Source organism: Cognatundibacterium crateris (assembly GCF_010078235.1).
GTDB lineage: Bacteria > Pseudomonadota > Gammaproteobacteria > Burkholderiales > Burkholderiaceae_D > Undibacterium > Undibacterium crateris.
In genome coordinates this window covers 173,181-188,719 of the sequence record NZ_JAABOS010000006.1, presented here as the reverse complement: position 1 = coordinate 188,719, position 15,539 = coordinate 173,181, and the positions used below count along the sequence as shown (strand labels likewise).

Annotated in this window: 13 protein-coding genes; all 13 read right to left on the bottom strand. The window is 53.8% G+C overall.

Going from position 1 to position 15,539, the window contains the following annotated elements; all coding sequences use genetic code 11:
- Window positions 1–97 precede the first annotated feature (97 nt).
- The 13 genes from ftsA to rsmH all read right to left on the bottom strand — a co-directional run bounded on the left by ftsA (window position 98) and on the right by rsmH (window position 15,534).
- On the bottom strand, window positions 98–1,330 hold the full coding sequence (ftsA, locus tag EYB48_RS12810) for a cell division protein FtsA (RefSeq protein ID WP_162020750.1): 1,233 nt from the start codon (window positions 1,328–1,330) through the stop codon (window positions 98–100).
- Window positions 1,327–2,109, bottom strand: coding sequence for a cell division protein FtsQ/DivIB (locus EYB48_RS12805; protein WP_162020749.1), 783 nt, complete (start codon window positions 2,107–2,109; stop codon window positions 1,327–1,329). Before EYB48_RS12805 ends, ftsA begins: the two co-directional genes overlap by 4 nt.
- A 29-nt stretch (window positions 2,110–2,138) precedes the next feature.
- Window positions 2,139–3,098, bottom strand: coding sequence for a D-alanine--D-alanine ligase (locus EYB48_RS12800; RefSeq protein ID WP_162020748.1), 960 nt, complete (start codon window positions 3,096–3,098; stop codon window positions 2,139–2,141).
- Window positions 3,099–3,170: 72 nt separating this feature from the next.
- Window positions 3,171–4,556 (bottom strand): UDP-N-acetylmuramate--L-alanine ligase, encoded by a 1,386-nt coding sequence (murC, locus tag EYB48_RS12795; protein ID WP_162020747.1) that lies wholly within the window; start codon window positions 4,554–4,556, stop codon window positions 3,171–3,173.
- On the bottom strand, window positions 4,553–5,659 hold the full coding sequence (gene murG, locus EYB48_RS12790; RefSeq protein WP_162020746.1) for an undecaprenyldiphospho-muramoylpentapeptide beta-N-acetylglucosaminyltransferase: 1,107 nt from the start codon (window positions 5,657–5,659) through the stop codon (window positions 4,553–4,555). Before murG ends, murC begins: the two co-directional genes overlap by 4 nt.
- Entirely contained in the window at window positions 5,656–6,789 is a 1,134-nt protein-coding gene (gene ftsW, locus EYB48_RS12785; protein ID WP_235935123.1) for a putative lipid II flippase FtsW, read from the bottom strand. The genes murG and ftsW overlap by 4 nt, the downstream gene beginning before the upstream one ends.
- A gap of 83 nt (window positions 6,790–6,872) precedes the next feature.
- A complete protein-coding gene (murD, locus tag EYB48_RS12780) occupies window positions 6,873–8,375 on the bottom strand; it encodes a UDP-N-acetylmuramoyl-L-alanine--D-glutamate ligase (protein WP_162020744.1) in 1,503 nt (500 codons plus the stop codon).
- A gap of 65 nt (window positions 8,376–8,440) precedes the next feature.
- On the bottom strand, window positions 8,441–9,610 hold the full coding sequence (mraY, locus tag EYB48_RS12775; RefSeq protein ID WP_162020743.1) for a phospho-N-acetylmuramoyl-pentapeptide-transferase: 1,170 nt from the start codon (window positions 9,608–9,610) through the stop codon (window positions 8,441–8,443).
- An 18-nt stretch (window positions 9,611–9,628) separates the two neighbouring features.
- Window positions 9,629–11,023 (bottom strand): UDP-N-acetylmuramoyl-tripeptide--D-alanyl-D-alanine ligase, encoded by a 1,395-nt coding sequence (locus tag EYB48_RS12770; RefSeq protein WP_162020742.1) that lies wholly within the window; start codon window positions 11,021–11,023, stop codon window positions 9,629–9,631.
- The gene (locus tag EYB48_RS12765) at window positions 11,023–12,543 is read right to left on the bottom strand and encodes a UDP-N-acetylmuramoyl-L-alanyl-D-glutamate--2,6-diaminopimelate ligase (protein ID WP_162020741.1); all 1,521 of its coding nucleotides are present in this window, start codon (window positions 12,541–12,543) and stop codon (window positions 11,023–11,025) included. The genes EYB48_RS12770 and EYB48_RS12765 overlap by 1 nt, the downstream gene beginning before the upstream one ends.
- On the bottom strand, window positions 12,543–14,306 hold the full coding sequence (locus tag EYB48_RS12760; RefSeq protein ID WP_162020740.1) for a peptidoglycan D,D-transpeptidase FtsI family protein: 1,764 nt from the start codon (window positions 14,304–14,306) through the stop codon (window positions 12,543–12,545). Before EYB48_RS12760 ends, EYB48_RS12765 begins: the two co-directional genes overlap by 1 nt.
- Complete coding sequence (ftsL, locus tag EYB48_RS12755; protein ID WP_162020739.1) at window positions 14,303–14,575, bottom strand: cell division protein FtsL; 273 nt, start codon at window positions 14,573–14,575, stop codon at window positions 14,303–14,305. The genes EYB48_RS12760 and ftsL overlap by 4 nt, the downstream gene beginning before the upstream one ends.
- Entirely contained in the window at window positions 14,572–15,534 is a 963-nt protein-coding gene (gene rsmH / locus EYB48_RS12750) for a 16S rRNA (cytosine(1402)-N(4))-methyltransferase RsmH (RefSeq protein ID WP_162020738.1), read from the bottom strand. The genes ftsL and rsmH overlap by 4 nt, the downstream gene beginning before the upstream one ends.
- Window positions 15,535–15,539 lie beyond the last annotated feature (5 nt).

Below are 15,539 nucleotides of genomic sequence, written 5' to 3'. Positions count from 1 at the left end.
TCAGTCGCTAATGATCACGGATGAGACGACTAGCGACTAATAACTGTATATCAGACCATTATAAAATGACTACACCAAATGTGGTACAAAAAGCTGCTTAAAAATTCCCCAAAAACCACTCTTTCATGCGCTGCCACACCGCTTTAGCAGAACCTTCCTGCCGTATCACGAGATGACCACGCAAATACTGCTTCTTCGCTTCCAACAACAACCCTAAAACTGTCGCATAACGCGGGCTGCGCACCACATCTGCCAGCTGTCCGCTGTAGGCTGGCATACCCAGCCGGGTCGGCTTCAGGAAGATGTCTTCCGCCATCTCCACCATACCCGGCATCAATGCCGATCCACCGGTGAGCACGATGCCTGATGACAGCACATCTTCGTAACCCGATTCACGCACCACCTGATGCACCAGTGCGAACAATTCTTCGACGCGAGGCTCGATCACAGCCGCCAATGCCTGACGTGATAAAGACCGTGGACCACGATCACCCAGACCCGGTACATCCAGCGTATCAGAAGGATCAGCCAGTACCTGTTTGGCGACGCCAAAGCGAACTTTGATTTCCTCCGCTTCTGAAGTCGGTGTGCGCAGTGCCATCGCAATATCATTGGTGATCTGATCACCGGCGATAGGAATCACCGCAGTGTGACGTATTGCACCTTCACTGAATACCGCGACATCCGTAGTGCCGCCACCGATATCGATCAGCACCACGCCCAGTTCTTTTTCATCGCGCGTCAGTACCGCTTCGGCCGATGCCATTGGTTGCAAAATCAGATCCGAAACTTCCAGGCCACAACGGCGTACGCACTTCACAATATTCTGTACTGCCGACACCGCACCAGTCACGATGTGGACTTTTACTTCGAGACGGATACCGCTCATACCGATAGGCTCACGCACATCATCCTGGCTGTCGACGATGAATTCCTGCGGCAAGGTATGCAGCAATTGCTGATCGGTCGGGATGTTGACGGCTTTTGCGGTTTCTATCACACGCGACACGTCAGCTGCGGTGACTTCCTTATCCTTAATCGCCACCATACCGCTGGAGTTGAAGCTACGGATATGGCTGCCGGCGATACCGGTATAGACGCGACTGATTTTGCAGTCCGCCATCAGCTCCGCTTCTTCCAGCGCGCGCTGTATCGATTCAACGGTCGCCTCGATATTGACCACGACACCTTTTTTCAGGCCTTTCGATTCATGCTGGCCCAGGCCGATGACTTCATGACGGCCGTCAGCCATCACCTCGGCAACCACGGCCACGATCTTGGATGTCCCGATATCGAGACCAACGATCAGATTTTTAGCGTCTTTTGTCATGTCTTTCCACTTGCTTTTATTTGTTTTTTTGAACCCACAGCGCTATGACTGGACTTTAAAGCCAGGCCATTCGGGTAACGCATATCCACACTCTCTATACTATCTTGCAGACTGGCGATTAACTGTGGGTAAACCGTCATAAGGCGATCAACCCGGTTTTTCAGTGTTTCGCTATCCTGCACCCGGCCCAGCTCCACATTCATGCCATTATTGAGTTTCACACTCCAGGCATAGCGTCCCGAGTAATTCACGCCATCGGGTTCCAGACCAATTTTCTGAAACCAGCTTTTAAACTGCATATACTGCGACAGCACTTCTTTTTCACTGCCATCCGGCCCGGCAAAAGCAATCAGATCGGCGTCTTCTTCTGCTTCAGCCAGATTCGCGGTGAACACATCGCCTTTGACCGACAACAGCTTACCCTGATCACCCCAGGTACCCAGCGCGACATGCTCATCCAGCGAAATCACCAGCCGGTTCGGCCATTCTCGCTGTACCGATGCTTTCCTGACCCAGGGCACGCTTTCAAACGCAGCGCGAACTGAGTCCAGATTCGCCGTAAAGAAATTCCCGCGTATCTTGGGAATCGCATTATTGCGTATCGTGAGTGTATTGACGTGGCGCAGGCTGGCATGGTTGACGCCTTCCACCTTTATCGTGACCAGCGTAAACATGGGTCTATGAATCACCCACCATACGCCCGAGGCGATCAGCGCGAGCAATACCAGGCCAAACAAGGCGTTGGCGGTATTGTTCATCAGTCTGATGTCATGCCACATAAAATTTACACTCCGCTCCGCATTTCAGCTCAGGACTTCTCACCCGAAATTTTCAGGCGTGCTGTCTTCAATATCTCTACGCACAAATCTTCATAACTCATACCCACTGCCTTGGCAGCCATAGGCACCAGTGAATGTCCGGTCATACCAGGTGAAGTATTGATCTCCAGCAGGAAAGGCCGCTGATCCGATTCGCGCACCAGCACATCGATACGTGCCCAGCCTTCACAATCGAGGGCACGATAGGCATCCACTGCCATTTTCTGGATAGTCGCACTCAGTTCTGCCGTCAGCGGCGCTGGACATAAATACTTGGTATCGTCAGTGAAGTATTTGTTTTGGTAATCGTAATTGCCTTCCGGTGCCACGATCTCAATAATTGGCAAGGCATAGGCTTGTTCACCACGGCCCAGGATCGCGACCGTGAATTCACGGCCTTCGATAAATTCTTCTGCCAGCACCACCTCATCAAATTGCGCGGCGAGAGTATAAGCCTGTTGTATGTCAGCAGTATGATTGACTTTGGTAATACCGATGGTCGAACCTTCATGCGGCGGCTTCAGTATCATAGGCAAGCCCAGATTCTGACCTAAAGCCTGCAAATCGGACTGTGCATTGAGCACTGCATAGCCCGGCGTGCTGATGCCGTGGGTTTGCCAGATGCGCTTGGTGAAAATTTTATCCATTCCTATCGCACATGCCATCACACCGCTGCCGGTGTAAGGAATATTGCATTGTTCGAGCACACCCTGCAGGCTGCCGTCTTCGCCATAGCGGCCATGCAGCGCGATGAAAACGCGATCAAATTTTTCCGCCTGCAGTTCAGCCACGCTGCGTTCAGCCGGATCAAACGGATGCGCATCCACACCCTTGCTGCGCAAAGCAGCTAATACGCCGTTACCGGACATCAGCGAGACTTCGCGCTCAGCAGAACGACCGCCGAACAGTACGCCTACTTTACCCAGGGATTGCATATCAAAATCACTCATTTTCGTATCTCGGTTTTCAGTATTCTGTTTTCTATTGTCAGTTTTCAAATTTCAGTTTTCGACTGATTATCTTTACTGATTGTGCGCTAATTTTCCCGGTATACCACTGATCGATCCGGCGCCCATCACGATCAGCACATCACCGTCCTGCAGAACATGCAGCAAGCCATCCGGCATATCCTGGATAGACTCAATAAACACAGGCTCAACCTTGCCCATGACACGCAAAGCGCGGGTCAGTGCACGGCCATCCGCGGCTTGAATCGGTGTTTCACCGGCCGCATAAACCTCGGCCAGCACCACCGCATCGGCGGTGGAAATCACACGCACGAAATCTTCAAACAAATCACGGGTCCGGGTGTAACGGTGGGGCTGAAACGCCAGTACCAGACGGCGATCCGGATAGGCACCGCGCGCGGCAGCCAGCGTTGCCGCCATTTCCACCGGATGATGTCCATAATCATCAACCAGCGCAAAGCTGCCGCCCTTCGCCAGCGGGATTTCGCCATAGCGGGTAAAGCGTCGTCCGACACCATTAAATTCACTCAGGGCTTTCTGGGTCGCACTGTCTTCCACGCCGACTTCACGTGCAATCGCAATGGCGGCGCAGGCATTCTGTACATTGTGCATACCAGGCTGATTCAGGCTGACCTGCATATCGGCATAGCCTTGCTGAACCACGGTGAAATGCATCTTGCCGCCACCCGCATGCGCATCGACCGCGCGCACATCAGCCTCTTCATGAAAACCATAGCTGACAATGGGCTTAGAAATCTGCGGCATGATTTCACGCACATTGGCATCGTCCAGACACAACACAGCCACGCCATAGAAAGGCAGACGCTGGGTGAATTCCACAAAAGCCTGTTTCAAACGGCCAAAGTCATGGCCATAAGTTTCCATGTGATCCGCATCGATATTGGTGATCACTTCTATCACTGGCAGCAGATTGAGGAAAGACGCATCCGATTCATCGGCTTCCGCTACGATGAAATCACCGCTGCCGAGTTTGGCATTGGCACCTGCGCTGTTCAGGCGGCCACCGATCACGAAGGTCGGATCTAAACCACCTTGTGCCAGCACACTGGCAACCAGACTGGTGGTGGTGGTTTTGCCATGGGTACCGGCAATCGCAATACCGCTTTTCAAACGCATCAGTTCAGCCAGCATCATGGCACGTGGCACGATAGGAATGTGACGCGCACGCGCAGCAAGCACTTCCGGATTATCGGCCTTGACGGCAGTTGATGTGACGATCGCATCAGCCCCGGCGATATGTTCTTCAGCATGTCCCAGTTTCACGTCGGCACCCAGCTCGGCCAGCCTTTGCGAAGCGGCATTGGTGCTGAGATCGGAGCCGGAAATGGTATATCCAAGATTCAGTAAGACCTCGGCGATACCGCTCATACCGGAGCCGCCAATACCGACAAAATGAATATGCTTGACTTTGTGTTTCATGCTAATGCTTCCAAAATAGTGGCGATCTGTTGCGTCGCCGCGCGTTGTCCTAACTGATAAGCCGTTTCTGCCATACGCTGGCAATCTGCGCGGCTCAATGCAGACAACTGTGTTGCCAAAGCTTCGGCAGTAAGCCCGCTTTGGCTAATAAAAATTGCGGCCTGCTGTTGCGCCATCCATTCCGCATTCTGTTTTTGATGCGAAGTACTGGATGCCATGAAGGGCACCAGAATACTCGCGACACCTGCGGCTGTTAATTCAGACACGGTAATCGCACCGGCGCGGCAAATCACCAGATCGGCATCGGCATAACGGCGTGGCATATCATCGATAAAATCGAGTACCTCAGCCTCCACCCCGGCTTGCTGATAATGCGCACGCAAAGCAGCGATATGCTGTTTGCCAGATTGATGTGTCACGACCGGACGCTGTTCCGGTGCCAGCAATGCCAAGGCTTTAGGCAGCGTTTCATTGAGCACTTTCGCCCCCAGACTGCCACCTACGATCAGGATACGTAATGGTCCCTGACGCTGCGCATAACGCTGTGCCGGTGCGGGCAGTTCGCAAATCTCACGTCGGATAGGATTGCCGGTCAGGCGCAACTTTCCATTCATCTGCGAGCTGCCAGACATTCCTGCTGCCGGTAAGCCAAACAGTAAATGCTGTGCCAATGGCTGCAGCACTTTATTCGATAACAGCAAAGCAGCATCCGCATTCATCAACACCAGCGGCACACCACGGCAGGCAGCCATCACACCGCCGGGCACAGTCACATAACCGCCCATACCTAACACCACATCCGGTTTGCGCTGGCCAATCAGACGATAGCATGCGATAAAACTGCTGATCAGTTTCCAGGCACCGGTCAGACTATGACGCAGGCCTTTACCGCGCAAGCCTCGGAAATCCAGCGTATCCATCGCGATGCCGTGTTGCGGCACAATCTGATTTTCCATACCGGCTTGTGTGCCCAGCCAACTGACCTGCCAGCCGCGCTCACGCATGATGTCGGCAATCGCCAGCCCAGGGAAAATATGACCGCCAGTACCGGCCGCCATAATCATCAGCGTTTTCTGAGTGCTGTTCGCGTTGCGCTTAATCATAAGCGGCCTCCGCGCATCAGTACCCGGTTTTCAAAATCGACCCGTAACAAAATCGCCAGTCCTACACAGTTAATCATCACACCTGAACCACCATAACTCATTAACGGCAAGGTCAGTCCTTTGGTTGGCAGCAAGCCCAGGTTCACACCCATATTAATGAAGGTCTGTACGCCTATCCATAAACCTATGCCCTTGGCAGTCAGGCCAGCAAAAGTCTGATCCAGCGCGATCGCCTGACGGCCGATTTCAAATGCGCGTTTGACCAAAAAATAAAACAGCAGGATCACAGCAGTCACACCGAAAAATCCTAATTCCTCACCGATCACGGCCAGCAAGAAATCGGTATGCGCTTCCGGCAGATAATGCAGTTTTTCTACGCTGGCGCCGAGGCCAACACCAAAAATCTCACCGCGGCCAAACGCGATCAGGGAATGCGTGAGCTGATACGCCTTACCGAGCGCATGATCTTCGTCGAAAGGACTCAGATAAGCGAAAATCCGCTCCCTGCGCCAGGGTGACAACACAATCACCATGGTAAATATGCCGACCAGCGTCGCAGCAATACCGCCAAACCAAATACCGTTAATCCCGCCCAGGAATAAAATGCCCATCGCGATACAAACGATCACCCCGAATGCTCCCAGATCAGGCTCCAGCAACAACAGCAAACCGACTACCGCGACCGCTGCCATCATAGGCAGAAAACCCTTGGTCAGTTTATGCATGTACTCCTGCTTCCTGACTGTGTAATCAGCCGCATACAAGACCATGAACATTTTCATGAATTCCGACGGCTGCAGGTTGAGCACCTTCAGAGAAATCCAGCGCTTCGCACCATTGACACCCTTACCCAGACCCGGCACCAGCACGATGACCAGCAAAATCAGGGTGGCGACAAACAAATACGGTGCCAACTTTTGCCAGGTGGCGACCGGAATCCGGAATGCCAACGCTGCCGCCACCATAGAAATCAAAATAAACATCGCCTGCCGCAGCAGGAAATGATTGTTCTTATAGTTCGCATATTTCGGCGAATCGGGCAATGCGACAGAGGCGGAATACACCATCACCATACCGAATAACATCAGTATCATGGTGACCCACACCAGCAGCTCATCGTAGTTCATCATTTTGGAACGATGTACCAGCTGCGTCTCCGGCCCCGGGGCCGAAAACGGGAGTAATTTCTGCAATGGAAGCAATAACTGCTTCATCAGCAGACCTCCCCGCGTTCCAGCGCGATCTCACGCACACTGGCAATGAACACTTCAGCACGGTGCGCATAATTGCGGAACATATCAAGGCTGGCGCATGCTGGCGATAACAATACGATGTCACCTTCCTGCGCCAGCGCGGCGGCCGCTGCTGTCGCGGCTTCCAGAGTGGCGTAGTCTTGCAGCTCAGCACCGCTCTCGGCCAATACCTGACGTAACACGTCTTTGTCTTTACCGATCAGCAGTACTGCTTTGGTATAGCGGCTGACCGGATCACTTAAAGGAGAAAAGTCCTGGCCCTTGCCATCACCACCGGCGATCAGCACGATACGTCTGGCACCTGCGCCCAGTTGCTGGCCCAGTCCGGTTAAGGCGGCGACAGTAGCGCCAACATTAGTGCCCTTACTGTCATCGACATAATCGACGCCTGCCACAGTTGCGACTGTCTCTACACGGTGCGGCTCCCCTTTGTATTCACGCAGCGCATGCAGCAAAGGCGCCAGCGGAAGACCTATGCCACGGCACAGTGCCAGCGCGGCCAGCGCGTTGCTGGCATTATGCTGACCACGAATCTGTAAGGCATCGACCGGCATTAAGCGCGTCAAAATCACAGGGATTTCTTCTGCTTCTTTTTTCTTGCGACGGCTGCTCACGACCGGTATATCTTCAGCCGGATTGGCGGTGACCAGCCAGGTCATACCATGCTCATGCAACAGGCCCAGATCATGCAGATAATCAGGCGCGGAACAACCGAAACTCACGACAGCAGCACCGCTCTTAGCCATGATCATGACTTGCGCATCATCGCGATTGAGTACCTGTATCGTACCTTCGCCAAATATTCTGGCCTTGTCCTGACTATAGGCAGCCAGGCTGCCATGCCAGTCCAGGTGATCCTGGCTGATATTCAATACTGTCGCAACATCTGGCCGCAGACTATACGTGCTGTGCAACTGGAAGCTGGATAATTCCAGCACCCAGACCTGCGGCAGCGTCTGCTGTTCCACACATTCGAGCAAGACATCGAGTACCGCCGGGCTGATATTGCCCGCAATCCGGGTTTGCAAGCCTGCGCGTTCGCACAGCAAGCCGACCATGCTGGTCACTGTGGTTTTACCGTTGGTGCCGGTGATCGCAATCACTTTGGGTTGGTACGCAGTTTGTTCACGCAAGTCCTGCAAAGCCTGGGCGAAGATTTCCATCTCGCCCCAGACCGGGATTTGGCGCTCCTGCGCCAGCGGCAGCAATGCGGCTAATTCTTTGCCGGGTGCCAGACCAGGACTGACAGCAATCAGCGTAATCCCATCCAGCAAAGACGGCTGAAATTCGCCTGCCACAAACTCTGCTGGTGTGGCGAATTGCGCAAGAGCAGACAAACGCTCAGGCTGGCTACGGGTATCAGCCACACGCAGGGTGGCACCGGCACGCGACAACCAGCGCGCCATTGCCAGACCGGACTCACCGAGCCCCAGAACCAGTACGTGTTGATCAGAATAATTCATACCCGGCTACATCCACTTTTTCTAAATAACGATACAAAAAAACACGAGTCGCTTTGCGTATTGGATTAACGCAGTTTCAGCGACGACAAACCGATCAGCACCAACAACATGGTAATGATCCAAAAGCGCACCACCACCTGCGTTTCTTTCCAGCCTTTTTTCTCAAAATGATGGTGCAGCGGCGCCATCAGGAACAAGCGACGACCAGTGCCATAACGCTTTTTGGTGAACTTGAAATACGAAACCTGCAGGATGATGGACAGGGTTTCTGCGACAAAAATACCGCCCATGATGAACAGCACGATTTCCTGTCTGACGATCACGGCGATAGTTCCCAAGGCACCACCCAACGCCAATGCGCCGACGTCACCCATGAAAACCTGCGCCGGATGGGCGTTAAACCACAGGAAGGCTAAACCCGCACCTGCCATCGCGCCACAGAAAATCAGCAATTCACCGGCACCCGGAATATAGGGAATCAACAGGTATTTGGAATACACCACGTGACCCGAAAGATACGCAAACAAGCCCAGCGCCACACCGACCATGATGATAGGCATAATCGCCAGACCATCCAGACCATCGGTGAAATTTACCGCATTCGAGGTCCCCACGATCACGCAATAGGTCAGGAAAATAAAGCCCCAGACACCGAGCGGATAACTGATCGATTTAAAGAAAGGCACGATCAGATCTGCCTTCGGTGGCAGATACATGCTGAAACCCGATTGTACCCAGGCATAAATCAAATCCAGAATTTTGGAGCCACTTGGTGCCGATACCGAAAACGCGAGGTAAAACGCAGCCGCAATACCAATCACCGATTGCCAGAAATACTTTTCACGCGAACGCATGCCTTCCGGATCTTTGTGTACTACCTTGCGATAATCATCGACCCAGCCGATCGCACCATATCCCAGCGTTACGATCAGCACGATCCAGACAAAACGATTGCTCAGATCGGCCCACAACAAGGTAGAAATCCCTATCGACAGCAAAATCAATGCACCGCCCATGGTCGGCGTACCGGATTTGACCAGATGCGTTTCCATTCCATAGGCGCGCACTGCCTGGCCAACTTTCATGCGAGTCAGCATACGTATCACCGCCGGTCCGGCAAAAATGCCGATCGACAGTGCAGTCATGGTGGCGAATACCGCGCGGAACGTGATGAATCCAAAGACGCGTAGCAATCCCAGATCTGACTTAAAATATTCTGCTAACCAAAGCAACATGCTAAAAACTTCCTATTGTTATTGTAGTGTTGATACCAATTCGGTCTGGCTCGCCAGATACTGCACGACCCTTTCCATTTTCATGAAGCGCGAGCCTTTCACCAGCACGGTGCTGTCTGCGGTGAGTGCAGCTGACAGCGCGCTTTGCAGCGCCTCTGCGCTGGCAAAATGCTGTGCACCAGTGCCATAAGCGCTGACCGCATGCGCCACCAGTTCACCCAGCAAGTACAGATGGGTGATGCCGGACTCGCGTGCAAAGGCACCGATCTCAGCATGGAACTGCGGTCCGTTCACGCCCACTTCACCCATATCGCCGAGTACCAGCATGCGTGGTCCGGCCGACTGGCGCAGCACATCGATTGCAGCGCGCACAGAGTCAGGATTGGCGTTATACGTGTCGTCGATCAGCAGCGCACCATTGCTCAGGGTTTGCGCCTGTAATCTGCCTTTCACCGGCGCAAACGCTTCCAAACCCTGCACGATCTGCGCATCTGGAATACCTATCGCCACACAGCAGGCAGCTGCAGCTAAAGCATTCAGTACATTGTGTTCACCAGCCGCCTTCAGACGTATGCTGTGATTGCGCCCCTGAAAACTGGCTGTCAGTAAACTGCCGAATTGTTGCGGCACATAGCTGGCACTGACTTCAGCCTCAGCCTGCAAGCCAAAACGCAAGATGCGGCGCTGGCCGGATTCCTTCGCATAAGCAGCCCACAAGGCACTGTACTCATCAGCATACGGGAATACTGCGACACCATCGTGAGGTAAGGCGCGGATGGCAGAACCATTTTCTTCTGCCACAGCCTGCACCGTCTGCATAAATTCCTGATGTTCACGCTGTGCGTTATTGACCAGCACTACGCCGGGTTGCGCCACTGAAGCCAGCAAGGCGATTTCACCCGGATGATTCATGCCCATTTCTATCACCGCAGCACGATGCTGTGATGTCAATCCCAACAAGGTCAGCGGCACGCCGATTTCATTATTCAGATTACCGCTGGTCGACAAACGGGCAGTCTCCCCGAAGGCCGTCGCCAGAATAGCTGCGATCATCTCTTTGACGGTGGTCTTACCATTACTGCCGGTGACACCGATCACCGGCAAAGTAAATTGCTGACGCCAGTAACGCCCGGTTTCTGCCAGTGCCAGCTTGGTATCCGGCACGATGATGGCAGGCAGTGCAAAATTTGCCGGTACGCGTTCGGCGATCACGGCAGCAGCACCGGAGCTGGCGACCTGCTCAAGAAAATCATGCGCATCAAAATTGTCGCCGCGCAGTGCCACGAACAGATTGCCCGGCGCAATACGGCGGCTGTCGGTAGTCACGCCGCTCAGGCTGACGTCTGCAGCCAGATCTGCACTGACAGTGGCCTGGCTGAGTGCAGGTAATAAGTGCTGAAGCGTGGTTTGCATTATGAAGTCCTCTTCATGCTGGTAGCGACCGTGGCCAGCGCCAGCGAGGCGTGTTCCTGATCAGAAAACGGCCATTTTTTGCCCTGAATATCCTGATAGGTTTCATGGCCTTTACCAGCAAGCAAAATGACATCGCGGTCACTCGCATGCTTAATCGCATACAAAATCGCAGATGCACGGTCTTCGATCACGTGAGTCTGACGACGCATACCTGCCACGATCTGAGCGATGATGGCGGATGGATCTTCGGTACGCGGATTATCACTGGTCACCACGACATGCTGTGCGGTTTCCGCCACCAACCCCATTTGCGGACGTTTGCCCGGATCACGATCGCCGCCGCAACCGAATACACACCAAAGCTGGCCCGCGCGCTCAGTCGCGACTGGCAGCAGGGTTTCCAGGGTTTTTTGTAAGGCATCCGGTGTGTGTGCGTAGTCGATCACGACCATGGCGTGGCCAGGCGAGCCGAGTAACTGCATACGTCCCGGAACCGGCTCCAGTTTTTCTATCACTGAGACTGCCTTGGCAAATGGAATGCCCTTAGCCAGCAGTACCGCGATCACAGCGAGTACATTGCTGATATTGAAGCGGCCGATCAAATGCGTTTTGACCTGGGCATGACCAAATGGGGAATCCAGATGAAAGCTGGTGCCGGCATGCGTCGTCTTCAAATGCGTCGCCAGCAGTGTTGCGCTGCCATCTTCAGCATTTTTTTCCAGACTATAGCTGAGCAGATTGACTTCGGGATGCTGGGCACGCATGTGCTGCAGCATCTGTACACCGAATGCGTCATCCAGATTCACGATCGCATTTTTCAGACCTGGCCAGTCAAACAGACGCTGCTTCGCCGCTGCGTAGTTCTGCATGTCACCGTGATAATCGAGATGATCGCGGGTCAGATTAGTCAGCACAGCGGTATCAAAATGCATGGTATCCAAACGCCCCTGATCCAGACCGATGGACGAAACCTCTATCGCCAGCGCCTGTGCACCCTGATCGCGCAAGCCACCTAAGGCGCGCTGCAGTTGTATCGCATCCGGCGTGGTGAAACCGGTTTCCTGCAAATGCGCGATGCTGCCCTGCTGATACAGGCCCACACCCAAGGTGCCGATGACTGCGGTATCGCATTTAAGTAAGGACAAGGCCTTGGCTATCCATTGACTGCACGAGGTCTTGCCATTGGTACCGGTGATACCGACGGTATGCATAGTCTGATCCGGATGGGCATACCAGGCAGCAGCCAGTTCAGCGACACAGCTGTGTAAATCTGTCACTGCCAGATGCGGTACAGCCCAGTCGGCTTGCCAGCTAAAATCTGCGGCTTCATAGACGATGGCAGCCGCGCCCTGCTCTATGGCTTGCGCAATGAAATTGCGGCCATCGCCCTGATGGGTCAGTAGCGCGAAAAATACGTCACCCGCAAGTATCTGTCGGGAATTCGAACACAGCTGGGCATCTGCCGCATGCGTTCTGAGCCAGTTTAAGATTTCGTTCATGGAGACATCGGTGTTGATCATTACATGCTCTCCTGCACACTGGTATCAGGAATAATGCTGGTCACTGAAGAATCAGGAGGAACATTCATAGAGCGCAAAACATTCGCCGTGATGGCGGCAAACACCGGTGCGGCGACGATACCGCCGTAATAGCCACCGCTAGTCGGTTCATCGATCATCACCGCCACAATCACACGTGGTCTGGAGACCGGCGCAAAGCCGACGAAATCGCCTATGTATTTTTTCACATAGCGGCCGCCTTCGAGTTTATGCGCGGTACCGGTTTTACCCGCCACGCGGTAACCGGCGACACGAGCCTGGGTCGCAGTACCACCCGGCTCAGTCACGGATTCCATCATCAGGCGCATTTGCTGCGCGGTTTTTTCTGAAATCACGCGCTGACCACGCGGCATTTCTGTCGTTTTTTCAAAGGTCAAAGGAATCAGGTCGCCATTGCGTGCAAAGATGGTGTAAGCACGCGCCATCTGGATCAGGGACACCGAAACACCATGGCCATAGCTCATCGTGGCCTGTTCAATAGGACGCCAGTTTTTGTGGTTGCGTAAGCGACCTGCGACTGCACCCGGGAAACCGATTTTTGGCTGCTGACCAAAGCCTACCGTGGTGAATAACTCCCACATCTCTTTAGGCGGCATTTGCAAAGCCATTTTGACAGTGCCGATATTCGAGGATTTCTGTATCACCTGCGATACCGTCAGCGAGCCTTGTTTATGCGCATCATGAATCGTTTCAGGGCCGATTTTCATCACACCTGGTGCGGTTTCTATGATGGTATCCGGTGTCACACGGCCAGTTTCCAGCGCCCATGCGACTGGAAACGGTTTCATGGTCGAACCGGGTTCAAACGTATCGGTCAGTACCCGGTTGCGTAATTGCGCACCGGTCAGCACCGAACGGTCATTCGGGTTATAGGTAGGCAGGTTCACCAGCGCCAGCACTTCGCCAGTCTGCACATCAATCACGACCGCACCACCAGCCTTGGCCTTATGTTTTTCGACCGCCTCTTTCAAATGGGTGAAAGCGATGTACTGGATTTTGCTGTCTATCGACAGCGTCAGATCCTTGCCATCATGCGGTTCACGAATCGCCTGTATGTCTTCCACGATACGACCCAACCGGTCTTTGATCACGCGGCGGCTGCCAGGCTTACCGGCCAGATTTTTTTCTGAAGCCAGCTCTATACCTTCCTGCCCGATATCTTCCACGCTGGTAAAACCAACCACGTGCGCCATCACCTCACCTTCGGGGTAATAACGTTTATATTCTTTGCGCGCTTCGATGCCAGGGATGCCCAGTGCCAGGATTTTTTCCGCCACTGGCATTTCTACCTGACGCTTCAGATACACCAGCTGACGGTCAGAATCGAGCTTCTTACGCAAATCGGGCTCGCTCATTTCCAACAGCCTGGCCAGCTGGCTTAATTTTTCTGCGGGTGCGGCACGCACATCTTCCGGATCGGCCCAGATCGCACGCACAGGGACAGAAGACGCCAGTACCTGACCGTTTCTATCCGTGATTTTGCCGCGGGTGGCAGGTAATTCTATGTTGCGGGTATAGCGGCTGGCCCCCTGCTTTTGCAAAAAGTCTGTGCTTTTCACTTGCAAGAATAAGGCACGTGCAATCAGCGCGAAAAATGCGCTGAACAACAGGAACAGCACCAGACGCGAGCGCCAGGTCGGCAGCTTCACTTCCAGCAAGGGGTTGGACGCATAGGCCACCCCGCGCGACGCGGCGGTACGGGACATGTTGCGGCTGCGGCTCATTTGACTTCCACCGCTTTCAAATACTGGGTGCGATCCGGTGTGATCGGCTGCATATTCAATTCACTGGCCGCTGTGGCCTGGATGCGGGAATGCTTACCCAGCGTTGACTGATCCAGTTTGAGCTGGGTCCATTGCAATTCGTACTGACGACTCAGGGTCTGTTCGCGCTCGAGCTCAATAAACAGGCGACGGGCCTGATATTGCGCATTGATCAGCAGCAGTGCGCAACTGATCAGTAAGGCTGCGAGCACGATATTCACCTTGGTCATTGCGCGCTCCCCTCCGGCAAGCGCTCTGCCACACGCAAAATCGCTGAGCGGGAACGCGGATTCACGGCGATCTCCTGCTCAGACGGTTTGATACGTTCGATCAGCCGCATTTTGGGCTGCGGCAGTTCAGTCTGACGTATAGGCAAACGGCGGTCAGGTTGATCGACCTTGACCTTAGAGGCAAAGAATTGCTTGACGATGCGGTCTTCCAGCGAATGGAAGCTGATCACCGACATGCGTGCCTGCGGGGCCAGCGCCGCATAGGCGGCGTCCAGACCTACTTCGAGATCTTCGAGCTCTTTATTGATGTAAATCCGTATAGCCTGAAAGGTGCGAGTTGCCGGGTCCTTACCCTTCTCGCGAGTTTTGACGGCGTGTGCGACCAGTTGTGCAAGTTGTCGGGTTCCAGTAATGGGATCCGTTTTCCGGCAAGCAACAATCGCCTTTGCAATCTGAAAAGCAAACCGTTCTTCCCCATAATTCTTAATAACCTCCCTGATTTTTTCCTCGTCTTCTTGCGCCAGCCATTCTGCAGCGGAGATACCACGGGTGGTATCCATACGCATATCGAGTGGACCATCGGCCCGAAAACTAAAACCACGTGCGGCATCATCCACCTGCGGCGAAGAAATGCCGAGGTCGAGTAACACGCCGTCTACGTGCTGTATCTGTAATTGCGCCAGCGCTTCTGTGATGGTCGCAAAACTATTGTGTACGATCTCAAAACGCGGATCGCGTATTTCTGCGGCATTGGCAATGGCCTGGGTATCTTTATCAAAAGCGATCAGACGACCGCGTTCCGATAATTTTTCCAGGATCAGGCGGCTATGCCCGCCACGGCCAAAAGTGCCGTCTATATAGGTGCCATGCGCACGCTCGCCACTCAAATCGAGGGCATCCACCGCCTCGTGCAAAAGCACGGTGGTGTGCGTGAATTCTGTCGCCTGCTGATTGGTCATTGCTC